The organism is Streptomonospora sp. PA3, from assembly GCF_009728995.1.
Taxonomy (GTDB): domain Bacteria; phylum Actinomycetota; class Actinomycetes; order Streptosporangiales; family Streptosporangiaceae; genus Streptomonospora.
In genome coordinates, this window is the sequence record NZ_VTZW01000007.1 from 57,778 (window position 1) to 77,860 (window position 20,083).

At 73.9% G+C, this 20,083-nt stretch carries 18 protein-coding genes; 10 read left to right on the forward strand and 8 right to left on the reverse strand.

Annotated elements, in window-relative coordinates; translation table 11 throughout:
* Positions 1 to 253 precede the first annotated feature (253 nt).
* The 6 genes from FZ103_RS04850 (at position 254) to FZ103_RS04875 (ending at position 7,256) form a co-directional block, all read left to right on the forward strand.
* Positions 254 to 1,972, forward strand: a complete 1,719-nt coding sequence (locus tag FZ103_RS04850) for an ABC transporter substrate-binding protein (protein ID WP_155999163.1) — start codon at positions 254 to 256, stop codon at positions 1,970 to 1,972.
* 151 nt (positions 1,973 to 2,123) lie between these two features.
* Positions 2,124 to 3,119, forward strand: a complete 996-nt coding sequence (locus tag FZ103_RS04855) for an ABC transporter permease (RefSeq protein WP_155999165.1) — start codon at positions 2,124 to 2,126, stop codon at positions 3,117 to 3,119.
* Positions 3,120 to 3,153: 34 nt separating this feature from the next.
* Entirely contained in the window at positions 3,154 to 4,065 is a 912-nt protein-coding gene (locus FZ103_RS04860; RefSeq protein ID WP_155999167.1) for an ABC transporter permease, read from the forward strand.
* A 5-nt stretch (positions 4,066 to 4,070) separates the two neighbouring features.
* Complete coding sequence (locus FZ103_RS04865; protein ID WP_186355827.1) at positions 4,071 to 5,024, forward strand: ABC transporter ATP-binding protein; 954 nt, start codon at positions 4,071 to 4,073, stop codon at positions 5,022 to 5,024.
* A gap of 5 nt (positions 5,025 to 5,029) precedes the next feature.
* Positions 5,030 to 5,944: an ABC transporter ATP-binding protein gene (locus tag FZ103_RS04870; RefSeq protein ID WP_155999169.1), complete on the forward strand. Its 915-nt coding sequence runs from the start codon at positions 5,030 to 5,032 to the stop codon at positions 5,942 to 5,944.
* A 364-nt stretch (positions 5,945 to 6,308) separates the two neighbouring features.
* Complete coding sequence (locus FZ103_RS04875) at positions 6,309 to 7,256, forward strand: threonine/serine dehydratase (RefSeq protein WP_155999171.1); 948 nt, start codon at positions 6,309 to 6,311, stop codon at positions 7,254 to 7,256.
* A gap of 81 nt (positions 7,257 to 7,337) precedes the next feature.
* On the opposite strand, the gene FZ103_RS04880 is transcribed toward FZ103_RS04875, so the two are convergent.
* Positions 7,338 to 7,559 (reverse strand): hypothetical protein, encoded by a 222-nt coding sequence (locus tag FZ103_RS04880; protein WP_155999173.1) that lies wholly within the window; start codon positions 7,557 to 7,559, stop codon positions 7,338 to 7,340.
* Positions 7,560 to 7,744: 185 nt separating this feature from the next.
* Positions 7,745 to 8,617 (reverse strand): alpha/beta fold hydrolase, encoded by an 873-nt coding sequence (locus FZ103_RS04885; RefSeq protein WP_155999175.1) that lies wholly within the window; start codon positions 8,615 to 8,617, stop codon positions 7,745 to 7,747.
* A gap of 139 nt (positions 8,618 to 8,756) precedes the next feature.
* Here FZ103_RS04885 and FZ103_RS04890 point away from each other — a divergent pair, with 139 nt between their 5' ends.
* The 3 genes from FZ103_RS04890 (at position 8,757) to FZ103_RS04900 (ending at position 13,196) form a co-directional block, all read left to right on the forward strand.
* Positions 8,757 to 9,719 carry an oxygenase MpaB family protein gene (locus FZ103_RS04890; RefSeq protein WP_155999177.1) on the forward strand — a complete coding sequence of 321 codons (963 nt, stop codon included), beginning with the start codon at positions 8,757 to 8,759 and terminating at the stop codon, positions 9,717 to 9,719.
* A gap of 1,567 nt (positions 9,720 to 11,286) precedes the next feature.
* On the forward strand, positions 11,287 to 11,508 hold the full coding sequence (locus FZ103_RS04895; RefSeq protein ID WP_155999179.1) for a DUF3099 domain-containing protein: 222 nt from the start codon (positions 11,287 to 11,289) through the stop codon (positions 11,506 to 11,508).
* Between the two features lie 179 nt (positions 11,509 to 11,687).
* Complete coding sequence (locus FZ103_RS04900) at positions 11,688 to 13,196, forward strand: aminopeptidase P family protein (protein ID WP_186355828.1); 1,509 nt, start codon at positions 11,688 to 11,690, stop codon at positions 13,194 to 13,196.
* 144 nt (positions 13,197 to 13,340) lie between these two features.
* On the opposite strand, the gene FZ103_RS04905 is transcribed toward FZ103_RS04900, so the two are convergent.
* From FZ103_RS04905 to FZ103_RS04915, 3 genes are all read right to left on the reverse strand, one after another.
* Positions 13,341 to 14,150: an SAM-dependent methyltransferase gene (locus tag FZ103_RS04905; RefSeq protein ID WP_255429769.1), complete on the reverse strand. Its 810-nt coding sequence runs from the start codon at positions 14,148 to 14,150 to the stop codon at positions 13,341 to 13,343.
* A gap of 265 nt (positions 14,151 to 14,415) precedes the next feature.
* On the reverse strand, positions 14,416 to 15,084 hold the full coding sequence (locus FZ103_RS04910; protein ID WP_186355829.1) for a lysophospholipid acyltransferase family protein: 669 nt from the start codon (positions 15,082 to 15,084) through the stop codon (positions 14,416 to 14,418).
* Positions 15,085 to 15,198: 114 nt separating this feature from the next.
* Positions 15,199 to 16,128: a serine/threonine dehydratase gene (locus tag FZ103_RS04915; RefSeq protein ID WP_155999185.1), complete on the reverse strand. Its 930-nt coding sequence runs from the start codon at positions 16,126 to 16,128 to the stop codon at positions 15,199 to 15,201.
* A gap of 95 nt (positions 16,129 to 16,223) precedes the next feature.
* On the opposite strand from FZ103_RS04915, the gene FZ103_RS04920 reads away from it, so the two are divergent.
* Positions 16,224 to 17,126, forward strand: coding sequence for a LysR family transcriptional regulator (locus tag FZ103_RS04920; protein WP_155999413.1), 903 nt, complete (start codon positions 16,224 to 16,226; stop codon positions 17,124 to 17,126).
* Between the two features lie 50 nt (positions 17,127 to 17,176).
* Here FZ103_RS04920 and FZ103_RS04925 read toward each other — a convergent pair whose 3' ends face one another.
* From FZ103_RS04925 to FZ103_RS04935, 3 genes are all read right to left on the reverse strand, one after another.
* Positions 17,177 to 18,100 carry a Gfo/Idh/MocA family protein gene (locus tag FZ103_RS04925; RefSeq protein ID WP_155999188.1) on the reverse strand — a complete coding sequence of 308 codons (924 nt, stop codon included), beginning with the start codon at positions 18,098 to 18,100 and terminating at the stop codon, positions 17,177 to 17,179.
* 100 nt (positions 18,101 to 18,200) lie between these two features.
* A complete protein-coding gene (locus FZ103_RS04930; RefSeq protein ID WP_186355830.1) occupies positions 18,201 to 19,091 on the reverse strand; it encodes a carbohydrate ABC transporter permease in 891 nt (296 codons plus the stop codon).
* Positions 19,088 to 20,044: a carbohydrate ABC transporter permease gene (locus FZ103_RS04935; RefSeq protein ID WP_394350074.1), complete on the reverse strand. Its 957-nt coding sequence runs from the start codon at positions 20,042 to 20,044 to the stop codon at positions 19,088 to 19,090. The genes FZ103_RS04930 and FZ103_RS04935 overlap by 4 nt, the downstream gene beginning before the upstream one ends.
* Positions 20,045 to 20,083 lie beyond the last annotated feature (39 nt).

A 20,083-nucleotide genomic window follows, 5' to 3' on the forward strand; every position in this document is an offset into this window, starting at 1 on the left:
TCCGGCGGCGGCGCAGCACGGAGCGCAGCCGCCCGGGTCCGGCCCGTATTCGTCTGCGGAATGGCGTCTGTCCAGCTCTGAACCGGTTTACTTTTGATAACGCACCTTGACCACTGAACCGGTTCAGTGATGTTCTGTGCCCACTTTGCGGGTGGTGCCGGTCACATGGCCGCGCACCCGCCGCCGTGCCGCGCCTCCACGGCCCGACCCGCGGCTGCGCAGGCCCGCACGAGACGAGCGTTGGGAGTAGGACATGGGGAACCGGCTGAGATGGCTGAGCGCGGCCGCCATGGCCGCGTGCCTGGCCGCGGCGGCGGGCTGCACCGGCGGCGGCGACGACTCCGGGGGCGGGGGGTACCCGCGGGAGGAGACGCTCTACACCACGGGCACGCAGTGGGGCCCGCCCGTCAACTGGAACCCCATCATGAGCGGCTCCTACACCACCGGCGTGGTCGGCTACATCTACGAGCCGCTGTTCCTGTTCGACCCGCAGCAGCAGGAGTACATCCCCTGGCTCGCCGAGTCCCAGGAGTGGGTGGGCGAGACCACCTATGAGGTGACCGTCCGCCAGGGCGTCACCTGGAGCGACGGCGAGGCCCTCACCGCCGAGGACGTCGCCTTCACCTACGAGCTGGCGAAGTTCGAGACGGTGCCCTACCACAACGTGTGGGACTACCTGGAAAGCGTCGAGGCCGTCGACGAGCGCACCGCCCGATTCGAGTTCACCGAGGACGTGCGCCGCCAGGAGTTCGCCTACTACACCTACTCCAACCCCATCGTCCCCGAGCACCTGTGGGCCGACCGCAGCGAGGAGGAGGTCAGCACCGGCGCCAACAAGGACCCCGTGGGCACGGGCCCCTACCTCTACGAGGACCACAGCGAGGACCGCCAGATCTACGCCAAGAACGAGGACTGGTGGGCGATCGAGGCGCTGGACCTCCAGGTCGCACCCGACTACGTCGTCGACATCGTCAACTCCAGCAACGACGTCACCAACCGGCTGCTGGACCAGGGCCAGGTCGACATCAGCAACAACTTCCTGCCGGGCGTCGACCAGAAGATCGAGAACAACCCGAACATCAGCAGCTACTACGACGAGCCGCCCTACATGCTCTCGGCCAACACCGCCTGGCTGGTGCCCAACACCACCCGCGAGCCGCTGGACGACCCCGAGTTCCGCAAGGCGCTGGCCGCATCGGTCGACGTCGAGAAGATCATCCAGGGCCCCTACTCCAACCTCGTCCAGGCCGCCGACCCCACCGGCCTGCTGCCGGTCTGGGAGGACTACATCGACTCCGAGGTGGTCGACGAGCACGGCTTCTCCCACGACCCCGGCCGCGCCGAGTCCCTGCTGGCCGACGCCGGCTACGAGGACACCGACGGCGACGGCCTGGTCGAGACCCCCGACGGCGAGCCGATCGAGCTGACCCTGGAGGTCCCCTCGGGCTGGACCGACTGGATGGAGGCCGCCCGCATCATCGCCGACGGCGCCAAGGCCGCGGGCATCGACGTCTCCGCGGAGTTCCCCGACCAGGCCGCCCTGGAGGACGGGCGCAACGCCGGCGAGTTCGACCTGGTGCTCAACAACGAGCGCCAGATCAGCAACACGCCCTGGACCTACTACGACTACATGTTCCAGCTGCCGGTCCAAGAGCAGCAGACCACGGTCAACTTCGCGCGCTACGAGAACGAGGACGCCTGGGAGCTGACCCAGGAACTGGCCCGGACCCCCGTCGACGACACGCAGGCCATGCAGGAGATCATCTCCCGGCTGCAGGAGATCCATCTGCAGGAGATGCCCATCATCCCGCTCTGGTACAACGGCCTGTGGTCCCAGTACAGCACCCAGACCTGGACCAACTTCCCCACATCGGCCGAGGACACGCCCAACCACCTCCCCACGACCTGGCGCAACTACGCCCAGCTCGGCTCGGTCCTGATGCTCACCGAACTGGAGCCCGCCGGCGGCTGAGGCGGCCCCGACCAGCCCCCGGCCGCGCCGCGGCCGGGCCGCGGCCCGCCCCCTCCCTCCCGTGCCACCGGGGAGGGGGCGGTGCCGCCCTCCACCTCCCGGCCGGCGCCGCGCCGGCCCCTCGACGAGCAGCAGGAGCAAGGAGGCCGCTTTGCGCCGCTACCTCGCCAGGAAGATCCTCGTCTACGCGCTGACGTTCGTCGCCGCGGTGAGCATCAACTGGCTCATCCCGCGCCTCATGCCCGGCGACCCGGTGCGGACCATGCTCAGCCGCGGATCGGCCGGCGACCCCGAGACCATGCAGGCGATGCGCGACTACTACGAGTCGGTCTTCGGCCTGGACCAGCCCGCCTGGCAGCAGTACATCAACTTCTGGACCTCGCTGTTCCAGGGCGACCTGGGCATCAGCGTGTGGCTGTTCCCCCAGCCGGTCACCGGGATCCTGCTGGACGCCGTCCCCTACACCCTCGCGCTGCTGCTGCCGGCCATCCTGCTCAGCTGGATCGCCGGCAACCGATTCGGCGCCTTCGCCGCACGCAGCAGGTGGCTGGACAACACCCTGCTCCCGCTGGGCTACATCCTCACCGCCACCCCCTACATGTGGCTGGGCATCCTGCTCGCCTGGGGCCTGGGCGTGGTGGCCGGCTGGTTCCCCACCGCCGGGGCCTACGGCTTCAGCTCGATCCCGGGATGGAACTGGACCTTCGCCTGGGACCTGGTGATGCACTGGTTCCTGCCCTTCGCCTCGCTGTTCCTCGTCGCCTTCGGCGGCTGGGCGATCGGCATGCGCAACCTGATCATCTACGAGCTGGAGGCGGAGTACTCCAACTACCTGGAGGCCCTGGGCGCCCCCCGCAAGCTGGTGCGGCGCTACGCCTTCCGCAACGCGGTGCTGCCGCAGATGACCGGCCTCGCGGTGCAGCTGGGCACGATCGTGGCCGGGGCGCTGCTCACCGAGATCGTCTTCGGCTACCCCGGCCTGGGCAACCTCATCCTGCAGGCGCTGAACAACCGCGACTTCTTCCTGCTGCAGGGCGCCTTCCTGTTCATCGTCGTCGGCGTGCTCATCGCCAACTTCGTCGTCGACGTCGTCTACGTGGTGATCGACCCGCGCACGCGCACCCAGATGCAGGGAGGCGGCGCATGAGCAAGCAGCCCGGGCCCGAAGGGAGCAGGAGGCCATGAGCGACAGCGCGATCGAGGCCAAGGCCGCCCAGGCCGAGACCGGCGTGTCCGGCGCCGGCGGCGTCCGCTGGCGCGACACCGCCCATTTCGCCGTGCGCAACCCCAAGCTGCTGATCGGGGCCGGCGTCGTGCTGGCCCTGCTGGCCACGGGCCTGGTCGGACCCCTGTTCATCGACAATCCGCCCAACGCCTACGTCGGCCCCAAGTCGGCACCCCCCGGCGGCGGATACCCGCTGGGCACCACCAGCTTCGGCCAGGACGTGTGGGCGCAGTTCGTCTTCGGGCTGCGCGCCACCTTCCTGGTCGGCCTGGTGGGCGGGGGCATCGCCGCCGCGGTGGGCATGGTCGTCGGGTTCACCGCCGGCTACCGCGGCGGCCTGGTCGACGAGGTGCTCAACATGATCACCAACATCGTGCTGGTGCTGCCCGCCCTGGTGGTGCTCATCATCGCCGCCGCCTACCTGGAGGCCCGCGGCATCTGGCTGCAGGGCTGCTTCATCGGACTGACCTCCTGGCCGTGGGTCGCGCGCGCCGTGCGCGCCCAGACGCTGTCGCTGGCCACCCGCGACTTCGTCGACTTGGCGCGGATGAGCGGGCGCCGCGCCTACAAGATCGTCTTCCGCGAGATCGCGCCCAACATGAGCTCGTACCTGTTCATGACCTTCATCCTGCTGTTCGGCGGCGCCATCCTGATCGCCGCGGGCCTGGACTTCATCGGCCTGGGGCCCACTCGCGGCGTCTCGCTGGGGCTGATGATGCACAGCGCGGTCAGCTGGAGCGCGCTGAGCGGCGGCATGTGGTGGTGGTTCGTCCCGCCCGGGCTCGGCATCACCGCGATCGTGGGGTCGCTCTACATCATGAACGTCGGGTTGGACGAGGTGTTCAACCCCCGGCTGAGGGAGCTGTGAGGCGCGTGAGCCTGGACGTGACCGACCTCGCGGTCTACTACCGGACCCTGCGCGGCGACGTCCGCGCGCTCGACGGAGTCAGCTTCTCGCTGGCCGACGGGGAGATCATGGGGCTGGCCGGCGAGTCCGGCAGCGGCAAGTCCACCCTGGCCAAGAGCCTGATCCGGATGGACGGCCGCATGCGCCGCATCCGCGGCCGCGTGGAGCTGGACGGCACCGAGCTGCCGGTGGACGACCAGCGCGCCATGGTGCCCTTCCGGTTCCACGAGGTCTCGCTCATCCCGCAGTACGCGATGAGCGCACTCAACCCCACCCGCCGCATCGGGCGGATGATCAGGGAGCTGATCCGCTCGCGCGGCATCGACTACACCGCCGTGCACCCCGAGCTCCTGCGCCGCCTGGAGCTGGTGGGGCTGGACGCCCAGGTGCTGGACCGGTTCCCCATCGAGCTGTCGGGCGGCATGAAGCAGCGCGTGGTGATGGTGCTGTCCACCCTGCTCGACCCCTCGCTGCTCATCGCCGACGAGGTGACCTCCGCGCTGGACGTCACCACCCAGCGCTCCGTGGCCGAGGCCCTGGCGGGCTTCCGCGACCGCGGGTTCATCACGAGCATGATCTTCGTGACGCACGATCTGGCGCTGGTGCACCAGATCGCCGACACGATCATGGTCATGTACGCCGGACGGCCCGCGGAGAAGGCGTCCTCGCGCACCGTCATCGAGGCGCCGCGCCATCCCTACACCCGCATGCTGCTGTCCTCGCTGCCGGAGGTCGGCGTGACCTTCTCCGGCAAGCGCCTGGAGGGCATCCCCGGCCAGCCCCCCGGGCTGCTCGATCCGCCCGAGGGATGCCGGTTCCGCGACCGCTGCCCGCTGGCCTTCGCCAAGTGCGCCGAGGAGCCGCCGTTCACCGAGGTCGCCCCCGGGCACTGGGCGGCGTGCTGGAAAGTGGAGGGCTGAGAACGATGCTGGACCTGCGGCAGGTGAGCAAGACCTACCGGGTCGGGGCCTTCGGCGGACGGCGCCTGCACGCCGTGCGCGGGGTCGACTTCAGCGTGCGGCCGGGCGAGGTGGTCTCGCTCATCGGCGAGAGCGGAAGCGGCAAGAGCACCATCGGCAAGATGGTGCTGCGGCTGATCTCCGCCAGCTCCGGCACCATCGCCTTCGAGGGCGCCGACATCGCCGGCCTGCGCGGCCACGCGCGCACCAAGGAGTACTACAGCCGGGTCCAGGGCGTCTTCCAGGACCCCTTCAGCTGCTTCAACCCCATCTTCCCCGCCGACCGGGTCTTCGAGCTGGTGCGGGCCGAGTACGCCGGCGCCGTTTCACAGGCGCACTGGCGGGCCAGGGTGGAGGATGCGCTGACCACGGTCGGGCTGGACCCGGCCCAGGTGCTGGGCAAGTTCCCCCACCAGCTCAGCGGGGGGCAGCTGCAGCGGCTGCTGATCGCCCGCGCGCTGCTGCTGGACATCCGGATGCTGGTCGCCGACGAGATCATCAGCATGCTCGACGCCTCCACCCGCATCGACGTGCTGAACCTGCTCGGCGACCTCAAGGCCCGGGGGCTGGGGATCCTCTTCATCACCCACGACCTGTCGCTGGGCAACTACATCAGCGACACCGCGGTCATCCTGCGCCGCGGCCGGGTCGTCGAGCGCGGTGCCACCTCGGCCGCCTTCTCCGCTCCGGCCCACCCCTACACGCGGCGGCTGCTGGCCTCGGTCCCGCAGCTGCACACCTCCTGGCAGCAGGCCGACGCGCGGCTGGCGCAGGAGGGCGAGGGGGAGTGCCCGGGCTGCGCGGCGGGCGGCCGGCCGGGCGAACACGGCCCCGTGGACCTGGCCGACGACCACGCGGTGGGCTGCTACACCGCGGCCTGAGGGCAGGTGCGCCGGGGGAGCGGGACGAGCCTGGGCAACCGGACCGGGCGGGCCCTCTCGCGCCGGCGAGGGCGGGGGAGGCCGCCGGGAGCGGCCTCCCCCGCGTTCTCCGCGCCGTCCGCCGACCCAGGGGAGGGGGTGCCGGGCCGGTGGACGCTGCGGCGGCCCGCGAAACGGACCGCCATCGCTCTGGGAGCGCTCCCATAAACGTAGGCACAGGTGTGCGGCCTGTCAACGGGGGCAACCGCACCGATTCGCGCCGCCCGCACGGTCGCCGCTCGCGGCCCGGCGCGGCAGCGCGCTTCGCGCCTGCTTCTGCGGACCCTCGGCGCCCGCCGGAGCGGGCGCGGGGCATACTGCCCGCATGGAGCTGATCACGTCCGCCGACATCGCCGCCGCCCAGGAACGCCTGGCCGCAATCGCCGTACGCACCCCGCTGCTGCCGTGCCCGTGGGCGCCGGGGGAGTTGCGGGTCAAGCCGGAGAACCTGCAGCCGGTCGGCGCGTTCAAGATCCGCGGGGCCGCCAACGCGCTCGCCCGGCTCGATCCCGAGCAGCGGAAGGCGGGAGTGATCACCCACTCGTCGGGTAACCACGGCCAGGCCCTGGCCTTCGCGGCCCGCAGCCGCGGCGTCCGCTGCGTGGTGGTGGTGCCCGAGGGCGCGCCGCGGGTCAAGGTGGCCGCGATGCACGGCTTCGGAGCCCAGACCGTGGCCGTCGAGCCGGCCCGGCGCGCGGCCGAGGCCCACCGGATCGCCGAGGAGCAGGGGCTGACACTGGTCCCGCCCTTCGACCACCCCGATGTGATCGCCGGACAGGGCACCGTCGGCGCCGAGATCGCCGCCGACCTGCCCGGGGTCGAGACGGTGCTGGTCCCCGTGGGCGGGGGCGGGCTGGCCGCCGGGGTGGCGACCGCCGTCAAGGCCCGGTGCCCGGGCGCGGCGGTGATCGGCGTCGAGCCCGAACTGGCCGCCGACGCCAAGGAGAGCCTGGAGCGCGGCCGGCTCACCCCCTGGCCGCCGGAGCGCACCGGGCGCACCGTCGCCGACGGTGTACGCGTGGGGCCCTCGGAACTGACCTTCGCCCACCTGCGCGAGCGCCTCGACGGGATCGTCACCGTCACCGAGGAGGAGATCCTCGCCGCGGTCGGCACGCTCGCCCGCAGCGCGCGCCTGGTGGCCGAACCCAGTGGGGCCGTCGCCACGGCGGCCTACCTCTCCGGGCGCGTCCCGCACGGCCGCGCGGTGGCGGTGATCTCCGGCGGAAACGTGATGCCCGAGCTGCTGGCGCGGGCGGTCACGGCCGAAGGCTGAGGGGAGCCGGAACAGGCGGAGCCGCGCGTGCGGCGGCCCGGGGGTGCGCGATGCGCGTCGTCCGGCGGGGCCGGGCGGGCCTCAGGCGGGCTGGTGCTCGCGCCGCCCGGCGGCGGGTTCCCCCGCGGCCCCGGCCGAGGGGTCGGCCGGCGGCGCATCCTGCGGGTCGGGGATCCCCGCCCGCCGGTCGAGGTGCCGTTCCAGGGCCTGGTAAGCGATGTATGCGGCGCCGCCGAGCAGGACGAGCACGATCCCGCCCAGTGTGACAGCGAGTCCTGTGATCAGCAGCTCGGTGTCGACCATCGGGCCCACCGCCTTCCGTCACTCGATGGACAGCACGCCTCCCGTCGACTGATAGTAATCGGCGTTAACTGGAGTTGTCGGCGTTCTCAGACGTGAGTCGGGACATATTCGCCGGCGGCACGGCGGAGCGGTCGTGCGGTGTTGGCGGCCGGCCTCCTGCGCCCCGGCCGGGCGGGTCGGGCGGGTCAGCCCTCCTCGGCCGCGGCCAGGTGGTCCAGCAGCGGGGGGATCGTCTCCTCCGGCGCCTCCTCGGGCAACCAGTGCGAGAACCCCTCCAGCTCGATGTAGCGGTACGGGGCCGCGACCCAGTCGCCGGTGGCGCGTGCGGGCCCGGCGGTGAAGGACATGTCCTCGCTGCCCCACACGTACAGGGTGGGCGCGCCCACCGCCGGGGCGCCGGGGGAACCGCTCTCCAGCCGCAGCGCGCGGTACCAGTTCAGCGCCGCCGTGAGCGCGCCCGCCTGCGAGAGGCGGCGGACGTTGTCTTCGACCAGGTCTTCGGGCACCCGCCCCTGGAAGGCGCCCACCAGCCCGGCGGCGCCGTTGTCGAGCAGGGCCTCCTCGGCCGCGCCGGGGGTCTGGAACAGCCGGAAGTAGGACATGGCCTCGCGCTGCTCCGGGGAGGAGGACAGCGCCGCCGAGAGCGCGGCCGGGTGCGGCGTGGACAGCACCGCCAGGCTCGCCACCCGGTCGGCGTGGCGCGCCGCCGCCTCCCAGGCCACCGCGCCTCCCCAGTCGTGGCCGACGAGGTGGAAGCGCTCGGCGCCGAGCCCGTCGGCGAAGGTGGCGACGTCGGCGACCAGTTCGGGCATGGTGTAGTCGGCCTCGTCGAGCGGCCGCGCTCCCGGCGAGTAGCCGCGCTGGTCCACGGCGACCGCGCGGTAGCCCGCCCGGGCGGCCGCGACCAGGTGCCGGCGCCAGCAGGTGGCGAACTCCGGGAATCCGTGCAGGAACAGCACGAGCGGTCCGTCGGCGGGTCCGGCGGCCAGTGCGTCGAACTCCAGGTCGCCGCGGCGCAGGGTCAGCGCCTGGGTTTCGGGGGCGAGGGTGTTCGCCATGTCTGCCTCCAGCGTGCTCGGATCCCGCGCAGGCAAGGCTACTCCGACCGGGTGACGCGGCGGGGCGGGACCTAGACTCGATGGCGTCGCCGCGGTGAACGCGCCGCGGTGCCGGAGCCGGGCCTGGGAGCGAGGCAGGATGCAGCCGACCTTCGCCTCACCCGCGAGTGCCACCTGGCGGGTGCAGATCGACCGCGCAATGTGGGTGGCGGGCGTGCGCGCGCTCATGCTGCAGGCGCTGCACCCGCTGGCGATGCAGGGGGTCTGGCAGCGCTCGGACTTCATGACCGATCCCACCGGGCGCCTGGTGCGCACCGCCGACTTCGTCGCCACCACCACCTACGGCAGCCCGCAGGAGGCCGCCGAGCTGGGCCGCCGAGTCCGCGCCGTGCATGCGCGGCTCGGCTTCACCGACCCTCGCACCGGGCGACCGCACCGCGTGGACGAGCCCGACCTGCTGCTGTGGGTGCACTGCGCCGAAGTGGTCTCCTACCTGGAGGTCGTCACGCGCGCGGGCGTGCGGGTGAGCCCGCGCGAGGCCGACTCCTACTTCGCCGAGCAGACCCGGACCGCGGCCCTGGTCGGCCTGGACCCCGCCCGGGTGCCCGACTCGGTCGCCGGGATGCGGGCCTACCTGGCCGGGATGCGCCCGCGGCTGTGCGCCACGCCCGAGGCCGCGGCGGCCGTTCGGTTCCTGCTGTGGCCCGCGGTGCCCGACCGGCTGAAGAACCTGGCTTGGCTGAAGCCGCTGTGGCTGCCGGTGGGCGCGCTGTCCTACTACACGCTGCCGCGCTGGGCGCGGCGCGCCTACCGGATCCTCCCGGAGCCCCCGGGCACCCAGGCGGCCGCCACCGCGGCGCTGCGAGCGGTGCGCGCCGGCCTGAACGCCGCTCCCGACCGGTTCTACCTGCGCCTGTTCGACGAGGCCACCGTGGAGCGCGCCCACCGCGCCCGGCGGAGGCTGGAGGCGGCCGGCTACGACGTGCGCGGCGGGTTCGCCGCCCTCACCGACCCCGCGACCCGGCCCCGAGACGAGCCTTCCCGCACGGACTCCGCGGGCGACCGCCCTGAAGCCGGACCGCTGCCGGAGGCGAGCGGTTGACCCGGGCCATCGCGGTGCGGAAACCGACGAGAGCGGCGAGGACGGCACGGGTGCAGCCCGCGCGGATCGGCCCCGGTGCCCGTCGGTGACCCACCCGACGAGGGGGGCGACGGCGGGCGGGTGGCTCGGCCCGCGGGGATCGGTCCCGGTGCCCGCCGGTGGCCCGCGCGACGGGGCGGCGTGCCCAGGCGGCGTTCCGGGCTGCCTCATTCACCCGCACACCCGGCACGGAACCCCGAACGCCCGATTTAATTTAAATCGCTCCGCCCCCGGTCGCATCGAAGTCAGACCTGGAAACCGGACATTCGGAACCTTTGAGGCGGCGGTGGGGTGACGAGACACGCCGCGCGATCGCCCGGGCGGGCCCGGGCCGCGCGGAGGGCCGTCCGCGGCGTCGAATCCTCCCGCGATGTCCGGTATGCGGGGGCGCCGGGGCGGCCCGCGCGGCCGGGATCGGCGATGATCATGGCGTTTGGACCGGGGATCCGCGCCCGAAGCGATCCAAACGCGCACCTCGTGGCAGCCCGGCCGCCGCCACCTCCCACCGCATCCGGGCATTGCGGGCAAACCACCCCGGATTCCTTCCGCATACCGGAAGATCCGGGGTTGCGGCGCGCCGCGCAGCCCCACCGCGCACCATCGGCGGGCATCGTGGCCCCACCCGGAGCGATATGCCCGAAAAGTCCCCGCCCGGGCCGTGTCTCAGAACGGCGGGGGCCGCCTTGCAGGAACCCAACGGGCACCACCCGGGGCGGTCACCATCGGGGTTGCGGCAATGGGTGCGCCTCGCGTAGCGCGGTCACAGCTTGCCGCCGAGCGCACGCCGTCCTTCCCAGGTGGAGCCGCACCACCGGTGGCGGGCCTCCGGCGCAAAGGTGCGCCGTGCGCTCGGCGGCAAGCTGGCGCACAGCGCTTCGCGCATCACAGCCCCATTGCCGCAACCTCCTGTGGTGACCGACTTCTTGAACCCGACGTAGGCGGCCCCACCACCGCCCTCGCCGCCACTGTCGCCTGCCGCACCGACGGGCACCGGGGCCGATGGGCGCGGGCCGAGCCATCCGCCCGTCGTCGCCGCCTCGTCGGGCGGGTCACCGGCGGGCACCCGAGCCGATCCGCGCGGGCTGCGCCCCGCGCCGCCGTCGCCGCCCCGTCGGGCGACCCGCCATTCGCCGACCTCAGCCGTGGATCGCCGACCCGAACCCCCACCGTCCTCGCCGCCTCGTCGGGCGGGCGACCGGCGGGCACCGGGACCGATGGGCGCGGGCTGCACCCCGCGCGGCCCTCGCCGCCCCCGTCGGGCGGGCGACCGGCGGGCACCGGGGCCGATGATTGCGGGCCGAGCCATCCGCCCGTCGTCGCCGCCCCGTCGCGCGGGCGACCGGCGGGCACCCGAACCGATCCGCGCGGGCTGCACCCCGCCATCCCCGCCATCCCCACCATCCCCGCCACCCCACCCCACCTTCACAAGCGCCCACCCGCACCGATCCGCGAAAAGTGCCGACCGAGCCCGAAACGCCGATGCCCACCGGGCGCGCCAGCCGAACGGAGTCGTCCCTAGGCTGGAGTGATGAAGCGGCGAAAGCGCCGGTACATCTCGCTGATGACCGCCTGCCTGGTGCTGTTCGGCGGCTCGCTTCCGGTGTACTACCTGGCGGGGACCGGCTGGGCGCTGGCGATGTGCGCGGTGGCCATGGTGCTGCCGCCCGTCGCCGTGATCCTGGGCAACACCGCCGACCCCGGCGATCCCGAGGACCGCGACACCGGCTACGGACCCAACGCCCCGCGCTGACGCGGCGCGTGCCCCGCTCCCGGCGCCGGCGCGCGGCCCGGGTCGGGGCCGGTGCCCTCGGCGCCGCCGTCCACAGGCACCGAGCTGCGCCGGGCGGCGGCGGTGTGCGGCCGTAGGATGGGGGAGGAGCCGCCACAAGCGGCTCCGCCAGCGTCGAGCCATGTCCGGGAGGCACCACCGTGAGTGAGCACCACAGCAGTCCGCAGGCGGAGGGGAACGGCGCCGCCGAGGCACCGGTGTTCACCCCGCGCAAGAACGGCCAGGCCCAGACCGTCTCCGAGGAGCTGGCCGCCTGGATGCGCACCGGCTGGGCCGACACCGAGATCCGCGACTTGGAGCCGATCGAGCAGGCCGCCTACACCGCCAAGCGCCGCGCCGCCCTGAGCGCCCGGTTCCCCGGCGAGCGGCTCGTCATCCCCGCCGGCAACCTCAAGACCCGCTCCAACGACACCGAGTACCCCTTCCGCCCGTCCTGCGACTACGTCTATCTCAGCGGCGACCAGTCCGACGACGGCTGCCTGGTGCTGGAGCCGCGCGCCGGCGGCGGCCACGACGCCACCGTCTACCTGCGCCCCCGCTCCAACCGCGACAACGGCGAGTTCTGGCTCGACGGGCACGGCGAACTGTGGAGCGGGCGCCGCCACAGCCTCGCCGAGTCCGCGCAGCGGCTCGGCCTCGACACCCACGACGTGCGCCGGCTGCCCGATGTACTGCGCGAGGCCCCGCCCGCCCCCGTGCGCATCCTGCGCGGCCACGACGCCGCGCTCGAGGACGTCGTCGCCGGAGTGCGCGCCGGCGGCGGGGAGGCCGCGGAGTCCGCGGCCGACCGCGACGAGGAGCTCGCGGTGGCCCTGCACGACCAGCGCCTGGTCAAGGACGAGTGGGAGGTCGCCCAGCTGCAGCGCGCCGTCGACTCCACCGTGCTGGGCTTCGGCGACGTCGCCGCGGCGCTGCCTCAGGCCCGGGCCACCTCCGAGCGCTACATCGAGGGCACGTTCTTCCTGCGCGCCCGGGTCGAGGGCAACGACGTCGGCTACGGCACCATCGCCGCCTCCGGCCCCAACGCCACCACCCTGCACTGGATGCGCAACGACGGCCCGGTGCGCGAGGGCGAGCTGCTGCTGCTCGACGCCGGCGTCGAGACCACCACCCTCTACACGGCCGACGTCACCCGCACCCTGCCCGTCTCGGGCCGCTTCAGCGCCGTGCAGCGCCGCGTCTACGACCTCGTCTACGCGGCGCAGGAGGCCGCGATCGCGGCCGTGGCGCCGGGGCGCCCGTTCACCGAGTACCACGAGGTCGCCCAGCGCGTTCTTGCCGAGGGGCTCGTGGAGTGGGGCCTGATCGAGGGCCCGGCCGACCGCGTCGTCGAACTCGGCCTGCAGCGCCGCTACAGCCTGCACGGCACCGGGCACATGCTGGGCCTGGACGTCCACGACTGCGCCCGCGCGCGCACCGAGGTCCACCTCTACGGCGAGCTGCGCCCGGGCATGGTGCTCACGGTCGAACCCGGCCTGTACTTCCAGCCCGACGACCTCACCGTGCCCGCGGAGCTGCGCGGCATCGGCGTCCGCATCGAGGACGACGTCCTGGTCACCGCCGAGGGGAACCGCGTCCTCTCGGCGGGGTTGCCGCGCTCCGCCGACGACGTCGAGGCCTGGCTGGCCGAGCGCCTGCCCCGGTCCTAAAGCAGCGGCGCCGCCGCGGGCGCGCCCGCGGCGGCGCTTCGGCTCCACCGGCACCCGCATCCGGGCACCCGAGGGGCCGACCGCCCAAGACCGCCTCGGGTCCCCCACCCGCACCCGCGCGCGGGCACCCGGCAGGCGCCGGCGTCAGGGCTTGCGGCCCACCCCGCACAGCGACGCACCGTACTGGCCGGCGCCGACCTCGGGGGTCTCGGGCCGCCACTGCGGGCAGGGCACCAGTCCCGGTTCGACCGGGTCCAGCCCGTCGAACAGCGAGGCGATCCACTCGGGGCTGCGCGTCCAGTAGGGCAGGGGAGCGGTCTCGTTGTACTGGCGCAGCGCCTCGTTGCCGCGCGGGTCGGTGTCGGTGCCGTCCCACAGCGCCAGATGGCTCCCGCTGGGCAGGGCCTCCACGAGGCGGGCGACGATGCCGGGCGCCTCGTCCTCGGGGATGTGGCCCAGAACCCCCATCAGCAGCAGCGCGACGGGCCGGTCGAAGTCCAGCGTCTTCGCCGCCGCCTCCAGCACCGCTTCGGGTCGGCGCAGGTCGGCGTGCAGGTAGTCGGTGCGCCCCTCGGGCGCGCCCACCAGCAGCGCGGTGGCGTGCGCCAGCACCAGCGGGTCGTTGTCGACGTAGACCACGGTCGACTCCGGCGCGTGGGCCTGGGCGACCTCGTGGGTGTTGGCGGCCGTGGGCATGCCCGTCCCCAGGTCCAGGAACTGGCGGATGCCGGCCTCGTCGGCGAGGTAGGCCACCGCCCGCTTGAGGAACCCGCGCCCCTGGCGGGCGAAGTCGGAGATCTCGGGGAAGACCTTGCGGAACTCCTCGGCCACCTCCCGGTCGACGGCGTAGTTGTCCTTGCCGCCCAGCCAGTAGTTCCACACGCGCGCCGAATGCGGCACGGTGGTGTCGACGGAGGTCGGTGCCGAGGCGGCTTCGTCGGGGTTCTCGGTCAATTCGGGGTCCCGGTGCTCGGAAGTGGCGGGTCTGGCCGGATGATAGCGCCAGCCCTCCGCCGCGCGCCGCCGCCGCCGGACGCGGATTCCGCGTCGGGGCGGGCGATCCGGTTCGGGTGCCGCCCGGCGCAAGCGGTGGTGGGGCGGCGCGGCCAGGGGCTTCGGCGGATCCTTCCGGACGCGCCCGGGCCGGCCGTTTCCCGCGTCGCCGCCCGCAAGGCGCTCGGGCGTCCGCAACCGGCCATCCTGCGGCGGAGGCCGATGCTCACTCGCCGGCGGCGCGGCCGTTGTAGACGCCCGCATCCTCCTGGCCGGTCAGGCTCCGGATGGCCGCCATGACCTCGTCGGTGACCAGCCGCCGCGCGCGTCCGCTCCTGAGGTGGCCGTACCCGGTGGAGAAGTCCAGCGGCGCGCCGAAGCGCACCGCGATCGGCGCGATGCGCGGCAGGCGGCTTCCGATGGGCTGGATGCGCTCGGTGCCGGTGAGGCCCACCGGCACCACGGGCGCGCCGGAGGTCAGCGCGAGGTGGGCCACGCCCGTGCGGCCGCGGTAGAGCCGCCCGTCCGGGGAGCGCGTGCCCTCCGGATAGATCGAGAACACGCCGCCGTCCTTGAGGCAGCGCAGCCCGAGCTCCAGCGCTTCCAGGGCCCCGCCGCCGCTGCCCCGCTCCACCGGTACGGCCCCCAACGCGGTGAACGCCGCGCGGCTCAGCCGCCCCGCGGCGCCGGCGCCGGTGAAGTACTCGGCCTTGGCCAGGAAGCGGACGCGGCGCGGCACCGCAAGGGGGATGACGACGCTGTCGCAGAAGGAGAGGTGGTTGGCGGCCAGGATGACCGGCCCTTCGGCCGGAACGTGCTCCAGGCCCTCGACGCGGGGCCGGTACAGGGCCCGGCCCAGCCGCGCGCCCGCCGCGCGCACCGCGTCATAGAGCACTGCGTCCCCCCGGCGCCGACCCCGATCGATGCGACCACGGTAGCGGGCGCCCTCGCCGGCGGCGCACGCAGGGCCGCCGCGCACCGCAGGTGCCGGCGGGCGCGCCGCCGCGGCCTACTCGGCCGGCGCCCAGTCGGCGTTGGCGCCGCAGATCACCAGGCAGGGGTTGTCGCCCGGAACGCGGCCGGCCAGCCACGCCGCGAAGGGGACCGCCGCCGCGGGCTCGGCGGCGATGCGGAACTCCTCCCAGAGCCGGTCGCGCGCCGCGGTGATCTCGGCCTCGGTGACCAGCGCGGTCTCCACGGGGTGCTCGCGCAGCACGGCGAAGCAGACATCGCCCAGCCGCGCCGCGCCCAGCGCCGAGGAGGCCACCGACGACACCGGCGTGTCGACCGGTCCGCCCGCGGCGAGGGCGGCGTGCAGGCTCTGGCAGCCCTCGGGCTCCGCGCCGACCACGCGGCGCCCGCCCGCGCCCAGGCGCACGCCCGCCACCAGGCCGCCGCCTCCGACCGCCACCGCCACGCCGTCGCACTCGGGGGCGTCGCGGGCGATCTCGTGGCCGATGGTGCCCTGGCCGGCGACCACGTCGGGGTCGTCGTAGGCGTGCAGGTAGCGCAGCCCCTCGGCCTCGGCGCGGGCGCGCGCGGCCTGGGCCGCCTCGGCGTAGTGGGCGCCGGTGCGCACCAGTTCGGCGCCGGACTCCGCCAGTCTGCGCGCCTTGGCCTCGGGCACGGTCTCGGGGACGTAGACCAGCGCCGCGGTGCCCAGCATCCGTGCGGCGGTGGCGACGCCCAGGCCGTGGTTGCCCCCGGAGGCGGTCACCACCCGCTCGGGCGCTCCCGCGGCCAGCAGCGCGTTGAGCGCGCCGCGGAGCTTGAACGCACCGGTGGTCTGCAGGTGCTCCAGCTTGAGGGTGAGGCGCCGGCCGTCCACACGCGCGCCGAGCACCGGGGTGCGCCGGATGTAGGGCGCGATGCGGTCGGCGGCCGCCTCGACGTCGGCGGATGTGGGCAGTGCGGTCGTGGCTGCGGGCGTGGGTGTCATGCCTCCAGCCTGCCGCGCGCATAGCATAAGTTGAAGTTGCGCTTGCTTAGGATGATTAAGCGCGGCTTTCGTCGTAGTGCGCGGGGGTGACTGGGATGCTGGACGCCGACCGGGTGCGGGTCCTGGTGGAGGTCGCCCACGCCGGCTCGATCGCCGCGGCCGCCGAGCGGATGTCCTTCACCGCGCCGGCCCTGTCCCAGCAGCTGGCCAAACTGGAACGGGAGCTGGGCTGCGCGCTGGTGGAGCGCTCGCGCACCGGGGTGCGGCTGACCCGGGCGGGCCGGGTGCTGCTCGCCTACGGTGAGCGGGTCGTCGGCGAGCTGCGCGACGCCGAGTCCGCGGTGCGCGCCGCGGCGGGCGAGCCGCCGCAGCGGCTTTCGCTGGGTGCGTTCGCCAGCGCGGGAAAGCTGCTGGTGCCCGGGGCCCTCGCCGCGTTCGGGCAGGCCCACCCCCAGGTGCGGCTGTCGCTGTCGGACGTGGAGCCGCCCGACGGCTACGGGCTGGTGACCTCCGGCGAGCTGGACCTGCTGATCACCCACCGCTATCCGGGCGTGCAGCCGCCCGCCGCCACCGGGCTGCACCGCGAGCGCATCCTCGTCGACCCGCTGCTGCTGGTGCTGCCCGAGGGCCACCCGGCCGCGGGCACCGCGCCGCGCCTGGCCGACCTCGCCGACCAGGAGTGGATCTGCGGCGCCCCCGGCATCTCCAACCGGGTCGCGCTGGAGTCGGCCGCCGCGGCCGAGGGCGTGCGGGTCCCGGTCGCCTACGAGACCCGCGACTACGAGGTGATGCTGGCACTCATCCGCGCCGGGGTGGGCATCGGGCTGGTTCCGCGGATGATCCTGGACGACGCGCCGGCTTCGGGCTGGGTCGCCGCGCCGCCCGCGGGCGCGCCGCTGGCTCGGGAGATCTCCATCGTGCACCGGCGCAGGCCGCCCGCCCCGGTGCCGGCCATGGTCGACATGCTGCGCCGCTCGGCGCGGCGCGCCCCGCACTGAACGCGGCCGCTGCGCGCGGGGAGCGCGCCGCGGCGGCCCCGGCCGGCCCCTCAGGCGCCGCCCGCGGCGACGGGCACCGTGGCGCGCCGCTCGACCGCGAGCGCCGCCGCCTCCAGCACCCCGACCACCTCGTGTCCGAACGCCGCCCCGCACGGGTCGGCGGGCGCGCCGGCGCCCCCCTCGACGCCGGCCAGCAGTCGGTCGATCGCCGCGGTGAAGGCGGGCACCGGGCCCTGCCCGGCCTCCGGCGGCGACACCACACCGTTCTCGCCGTAGAAGAGGAACTCGCTGCGGGCGCCCGCGGGCGGGGCCTCCAGCGTCAGCGCCATCGAGCTCACGCCGCCGCCGCGGTGGCTCAGCAGCACGTGGGTGGTCTTGCGCGGCCCCGCCACCGCGGTGACGTCGGCGACCGGGCCCATCACCGGCAGCAGCACCGACAGCGCGTGCGGGCCGATGTCCCACAGGCCGCCCTTCTCGCGGCGCCACGGCGACTGAGCGAACGGGCTGTCGGTGCTCAGCGCCGTGGCGAGCATCGTCGCCTGGGCGCCGTCCCAGCGCCCAGCCGCGGCCGTCTCGCGGAGGAACGCCTCGATGGGCGCGGAGAAGCGCATGGTGAAGAAGACGACGCAGGCCAGCCCCCGGCGCTCGACCTCGGCGGCGATGGCGCCGGAGGCCTCGGCGGTGAGGGCCACCGGCTTGTCCAGCAGCAGGTGGCGCCCCGCCTTCGCGGCCCGCAGGGCGGCCTCGGCCTGCACGTCGGGCGGCAGGGCGATCGCCACGGCGTCGGCGTCGGCGATGAGGGCGTCGGAGTCGGAGTAGGCGGCCACCCCGTAGCGGTCGGCCAGGGCCCCGGTGCGCTCGGCGCTGCGCCCCCACACCCCGGCCAGTTCGGCCCCGGGATGCGCGGCCAGCGCCGCCCCGTGCACCTCGCGCGCCCAGTAGCCCGTGCCCAGCAGTCCGATCCTCAGCGCCATGCGGCGGCTCCTCTCCAATGGCGGCCCGGTGCCGCCTCCGGCGCCCCATCGTGCCCGACGGCGCCGCGGGGGCGCACGGCGGGCACGATCGGCTCGCGGCCTACTTCACCGCGCCCATCGACAGTCCGCGCACCAGCTGGCGCTGGGCGATCCAGCCGACGATGACGATCGGCAGCGAGGCCACGGTCGCCGCGGCGGCCAGCTGCGCCCAGTACAGCCCTTCACTGGTGATGAACCCGACGAGGTACACCGGCAGCGTGGCCGCCTGCGAAGCCGTCAGGTTCACCGCGAAGAAGAACTCGTTCCAGGAGAAGATCATGCAGATCAGCGCTGTGGCGGCCACACCGGGCGCCATGATCGGCAGCATCACCGACCACAGCACCCGCGGCAGGCTCGCGCCCTCCAGCCGCGCCGCCTCGATCACCCCGGAAGGCACCTCCAGGAAGAAGGAGCGCATCATCCACACCGCGATCGGCAGGTTCATCGCCGTGTAGAGCACCACCAGGGTCCAGATGTTGTCGATCATGGACACCTCGGCGGCCGCCACGTACAGCGGGACCACCACCGCGACCACAGGCAGCATCTTGGTGGAGATGAAGAAGAACAGCACGTCCTTGGTGCGCTTGACCGGGCGGATGGACAGCGCGTAGGCGGCCGGGGTGCCCAGCACCAGCACCAGCGCGGTGGAGGCCAGCGTGGCCATCAGCGAGTTGCCGAGGTAGGGCAGGAAGTCGGCGCTGAGGACGCCGGTGATCTGCTCCAGCGTCGGCTGGAAGAAGAACGTCGGCGGATCGGTCTGCGCGGCGCCTTCGGTCTTGAACGCCGTCAGCACCATCCACAGCGCCGGCGAGACGAACACCAGGGCGATGGCCCAGGTCAGCACGGTCAGGGCGGCCCCGCCGGCGCCGCCGCGCCGCGGGCGGCGCGGCCGGGCCGGGGGCGGTGGCGAGGCGGCGGCCGCGGGCCGCGGGGCCGGTGCGGTGGCGGTCACGATTGCGCCTCCTGGTCGGACATGAACGTGCGGAAGATCAGCCGCAGCGCCAGCATCGCCACGACGATGGTGCCGGCGACCACGATCACGCCCATGGCCGCCGACTGGCCGATGTCGAACCCGAGGAAGGTCCGCTGGTAGATGTAGAAGGGCAGGTTGGAGCTGGCGGTGCCGGGGCCGCCCTGGGTCATCATGTAGATCGTGTCGAAGGTGTTGACCACGTAGATCGAGCCCAGCAGCACGCCCAGTTCGATGTAGCGGCGCAGGTGCGGCAGCGTGATCTCGGTGAACATCTGCCAGGTGTTGGCGCCGTCGACCTGCCCGGCCTCGATGACGTCGCGCCCCTGGCTCTGCAGGCCGGCCAGGACGAGCAGCATCATGAACGGGCTCCACTGCCACACCAGCGCGGTCACCACCGACACCACCGGGTACTGCGACACCCAGTTGACGTCGCCCAGCCCGAACGGGGTCAGCACGAACCCGACCAGCCCGAAGACCGGGTCGAACATGTTGGTCTTCCACAGCAGCGCGGTGGCCACCGGGATGATCAGGAACGGGGTGATCAGCATGGTGCGCACGATCCCGCGTCCGAGGAAGGCGCGGTCCAGCAGCATCGCCAGGCAGATCCCCACGGCCATCGAGACCAGCACGCACGACGCGGTGATGACGACGGTGTTCAGCGCGGCGCCGAGGAACTGGGAGTCGCTGAGGACGGCCGCGTAGTTGGCCAGCCCGGTGAACCGGCGCGAGCCGGGCCGCAGCAGGTTCCACGACTGCAGCGAGTAGAAGATCGTGAACAGGAACGGCAGCTGGGTGACCAGGATGGTGAAGATCAGCGCCGGCATCAGGGGGGCGCGCCGCGCCCACCCGCGGGCGCGCTCGGCGCGCCGCGCCCGACGTGCCTGCTCGGCCGGGGAGGGGCGGCGGGCCGGCGCCGCGGCGACCGCGCTCACCGCCGCACCCTCCCTCGCAGCGTGGCGGGCGCCGCGCAC

What these genes read in the sequence shown, in the direction of transcription:
- FZ103_RS04850 (WP_155999163.1), top strand. Translation starts at nt 254, where the DNA reads ATGGGGAACCGGCTGAGATGGCTGAGCGCGGCCGCCATGGCCGCGTGC.
- FZ103_RS04860 (WP_155999167.1), top strand. Translation starts at nt 3,154, where the DNA reads ATGAGCGACAGCGCGATCGAGGCCAAGGCCGCCCAGGCCGAGACCGGC.
- FZ103_RS04870 (WP_155999169.1), top strand. Translation starts at nt 5,030, where the DNA reads ATGCTGGACCTGCGGCAGGTGAGCAAGACCTACCGGGTCGGGGCCTTC.
- FZ103_RS04875 (WP_155999171.1), top strand. Translation starts at nt 6,309, where the DNA reads ATGGAGCTGATCACGTCCGCCGACATCGCCGCCGCCCAGGAACGCCTG.
- FZ103_RS04880 (WP_155999173.1), bottom strand. Translation starts at nt 7,559, where the DNA reads ATGGTCGACACCGAGCTGCTGATCACAGGACTCGCTGTCACACTGGGC.
- FZ103_RS04885 (WP_155999175.1), bottom strand. Translation starts at nt 8,617, where the DNA reads ATGGCGAACACCCTCGCCCCCGAAACCCAGGCGCTGACCCTGCGCCGC.
- FZ103_RS04890 (WP_155999177.1), top strand. Translation starts at nt 8,757, where the DNA reads ATGCAGCCGACCTTCGCCTCACCCGCGAGTGCCACCTGGCGGGTGCAG.
- FZ103_RS04895 (WP_155999179.1), top strand. Translation starts at nt 11,287, where the DNA reads ATGAAGCGGCGAAAGCGCCGGTACATCTCGCTGATGACCGCCTGCCTG.
- FZ103_RS04915 (WP_155999185.1), bottom strand. Translation starts at nt 16,128, where the DNA reads ATGACACCCACGCCCGCAGCCACGACCGCACTGCCCACATCCGCCGAC.
- FZ103_RS04920 (WP_155999413.1), top strand. Translation starts at nt 16,224, where the DNA reads ATGCTGGACGCCGACCGGGTGCGGGTCCTGGTGGAGGTCGCCCACGCC.
- FZ103_RS04925 (WP_155999188.1), bottom strand. Translation starts at nt 18,100, where the DNA reads ATGGCGCTGAGGATCGGACTGCTGGGCACGGGCTACTGGGCGCGCGAG.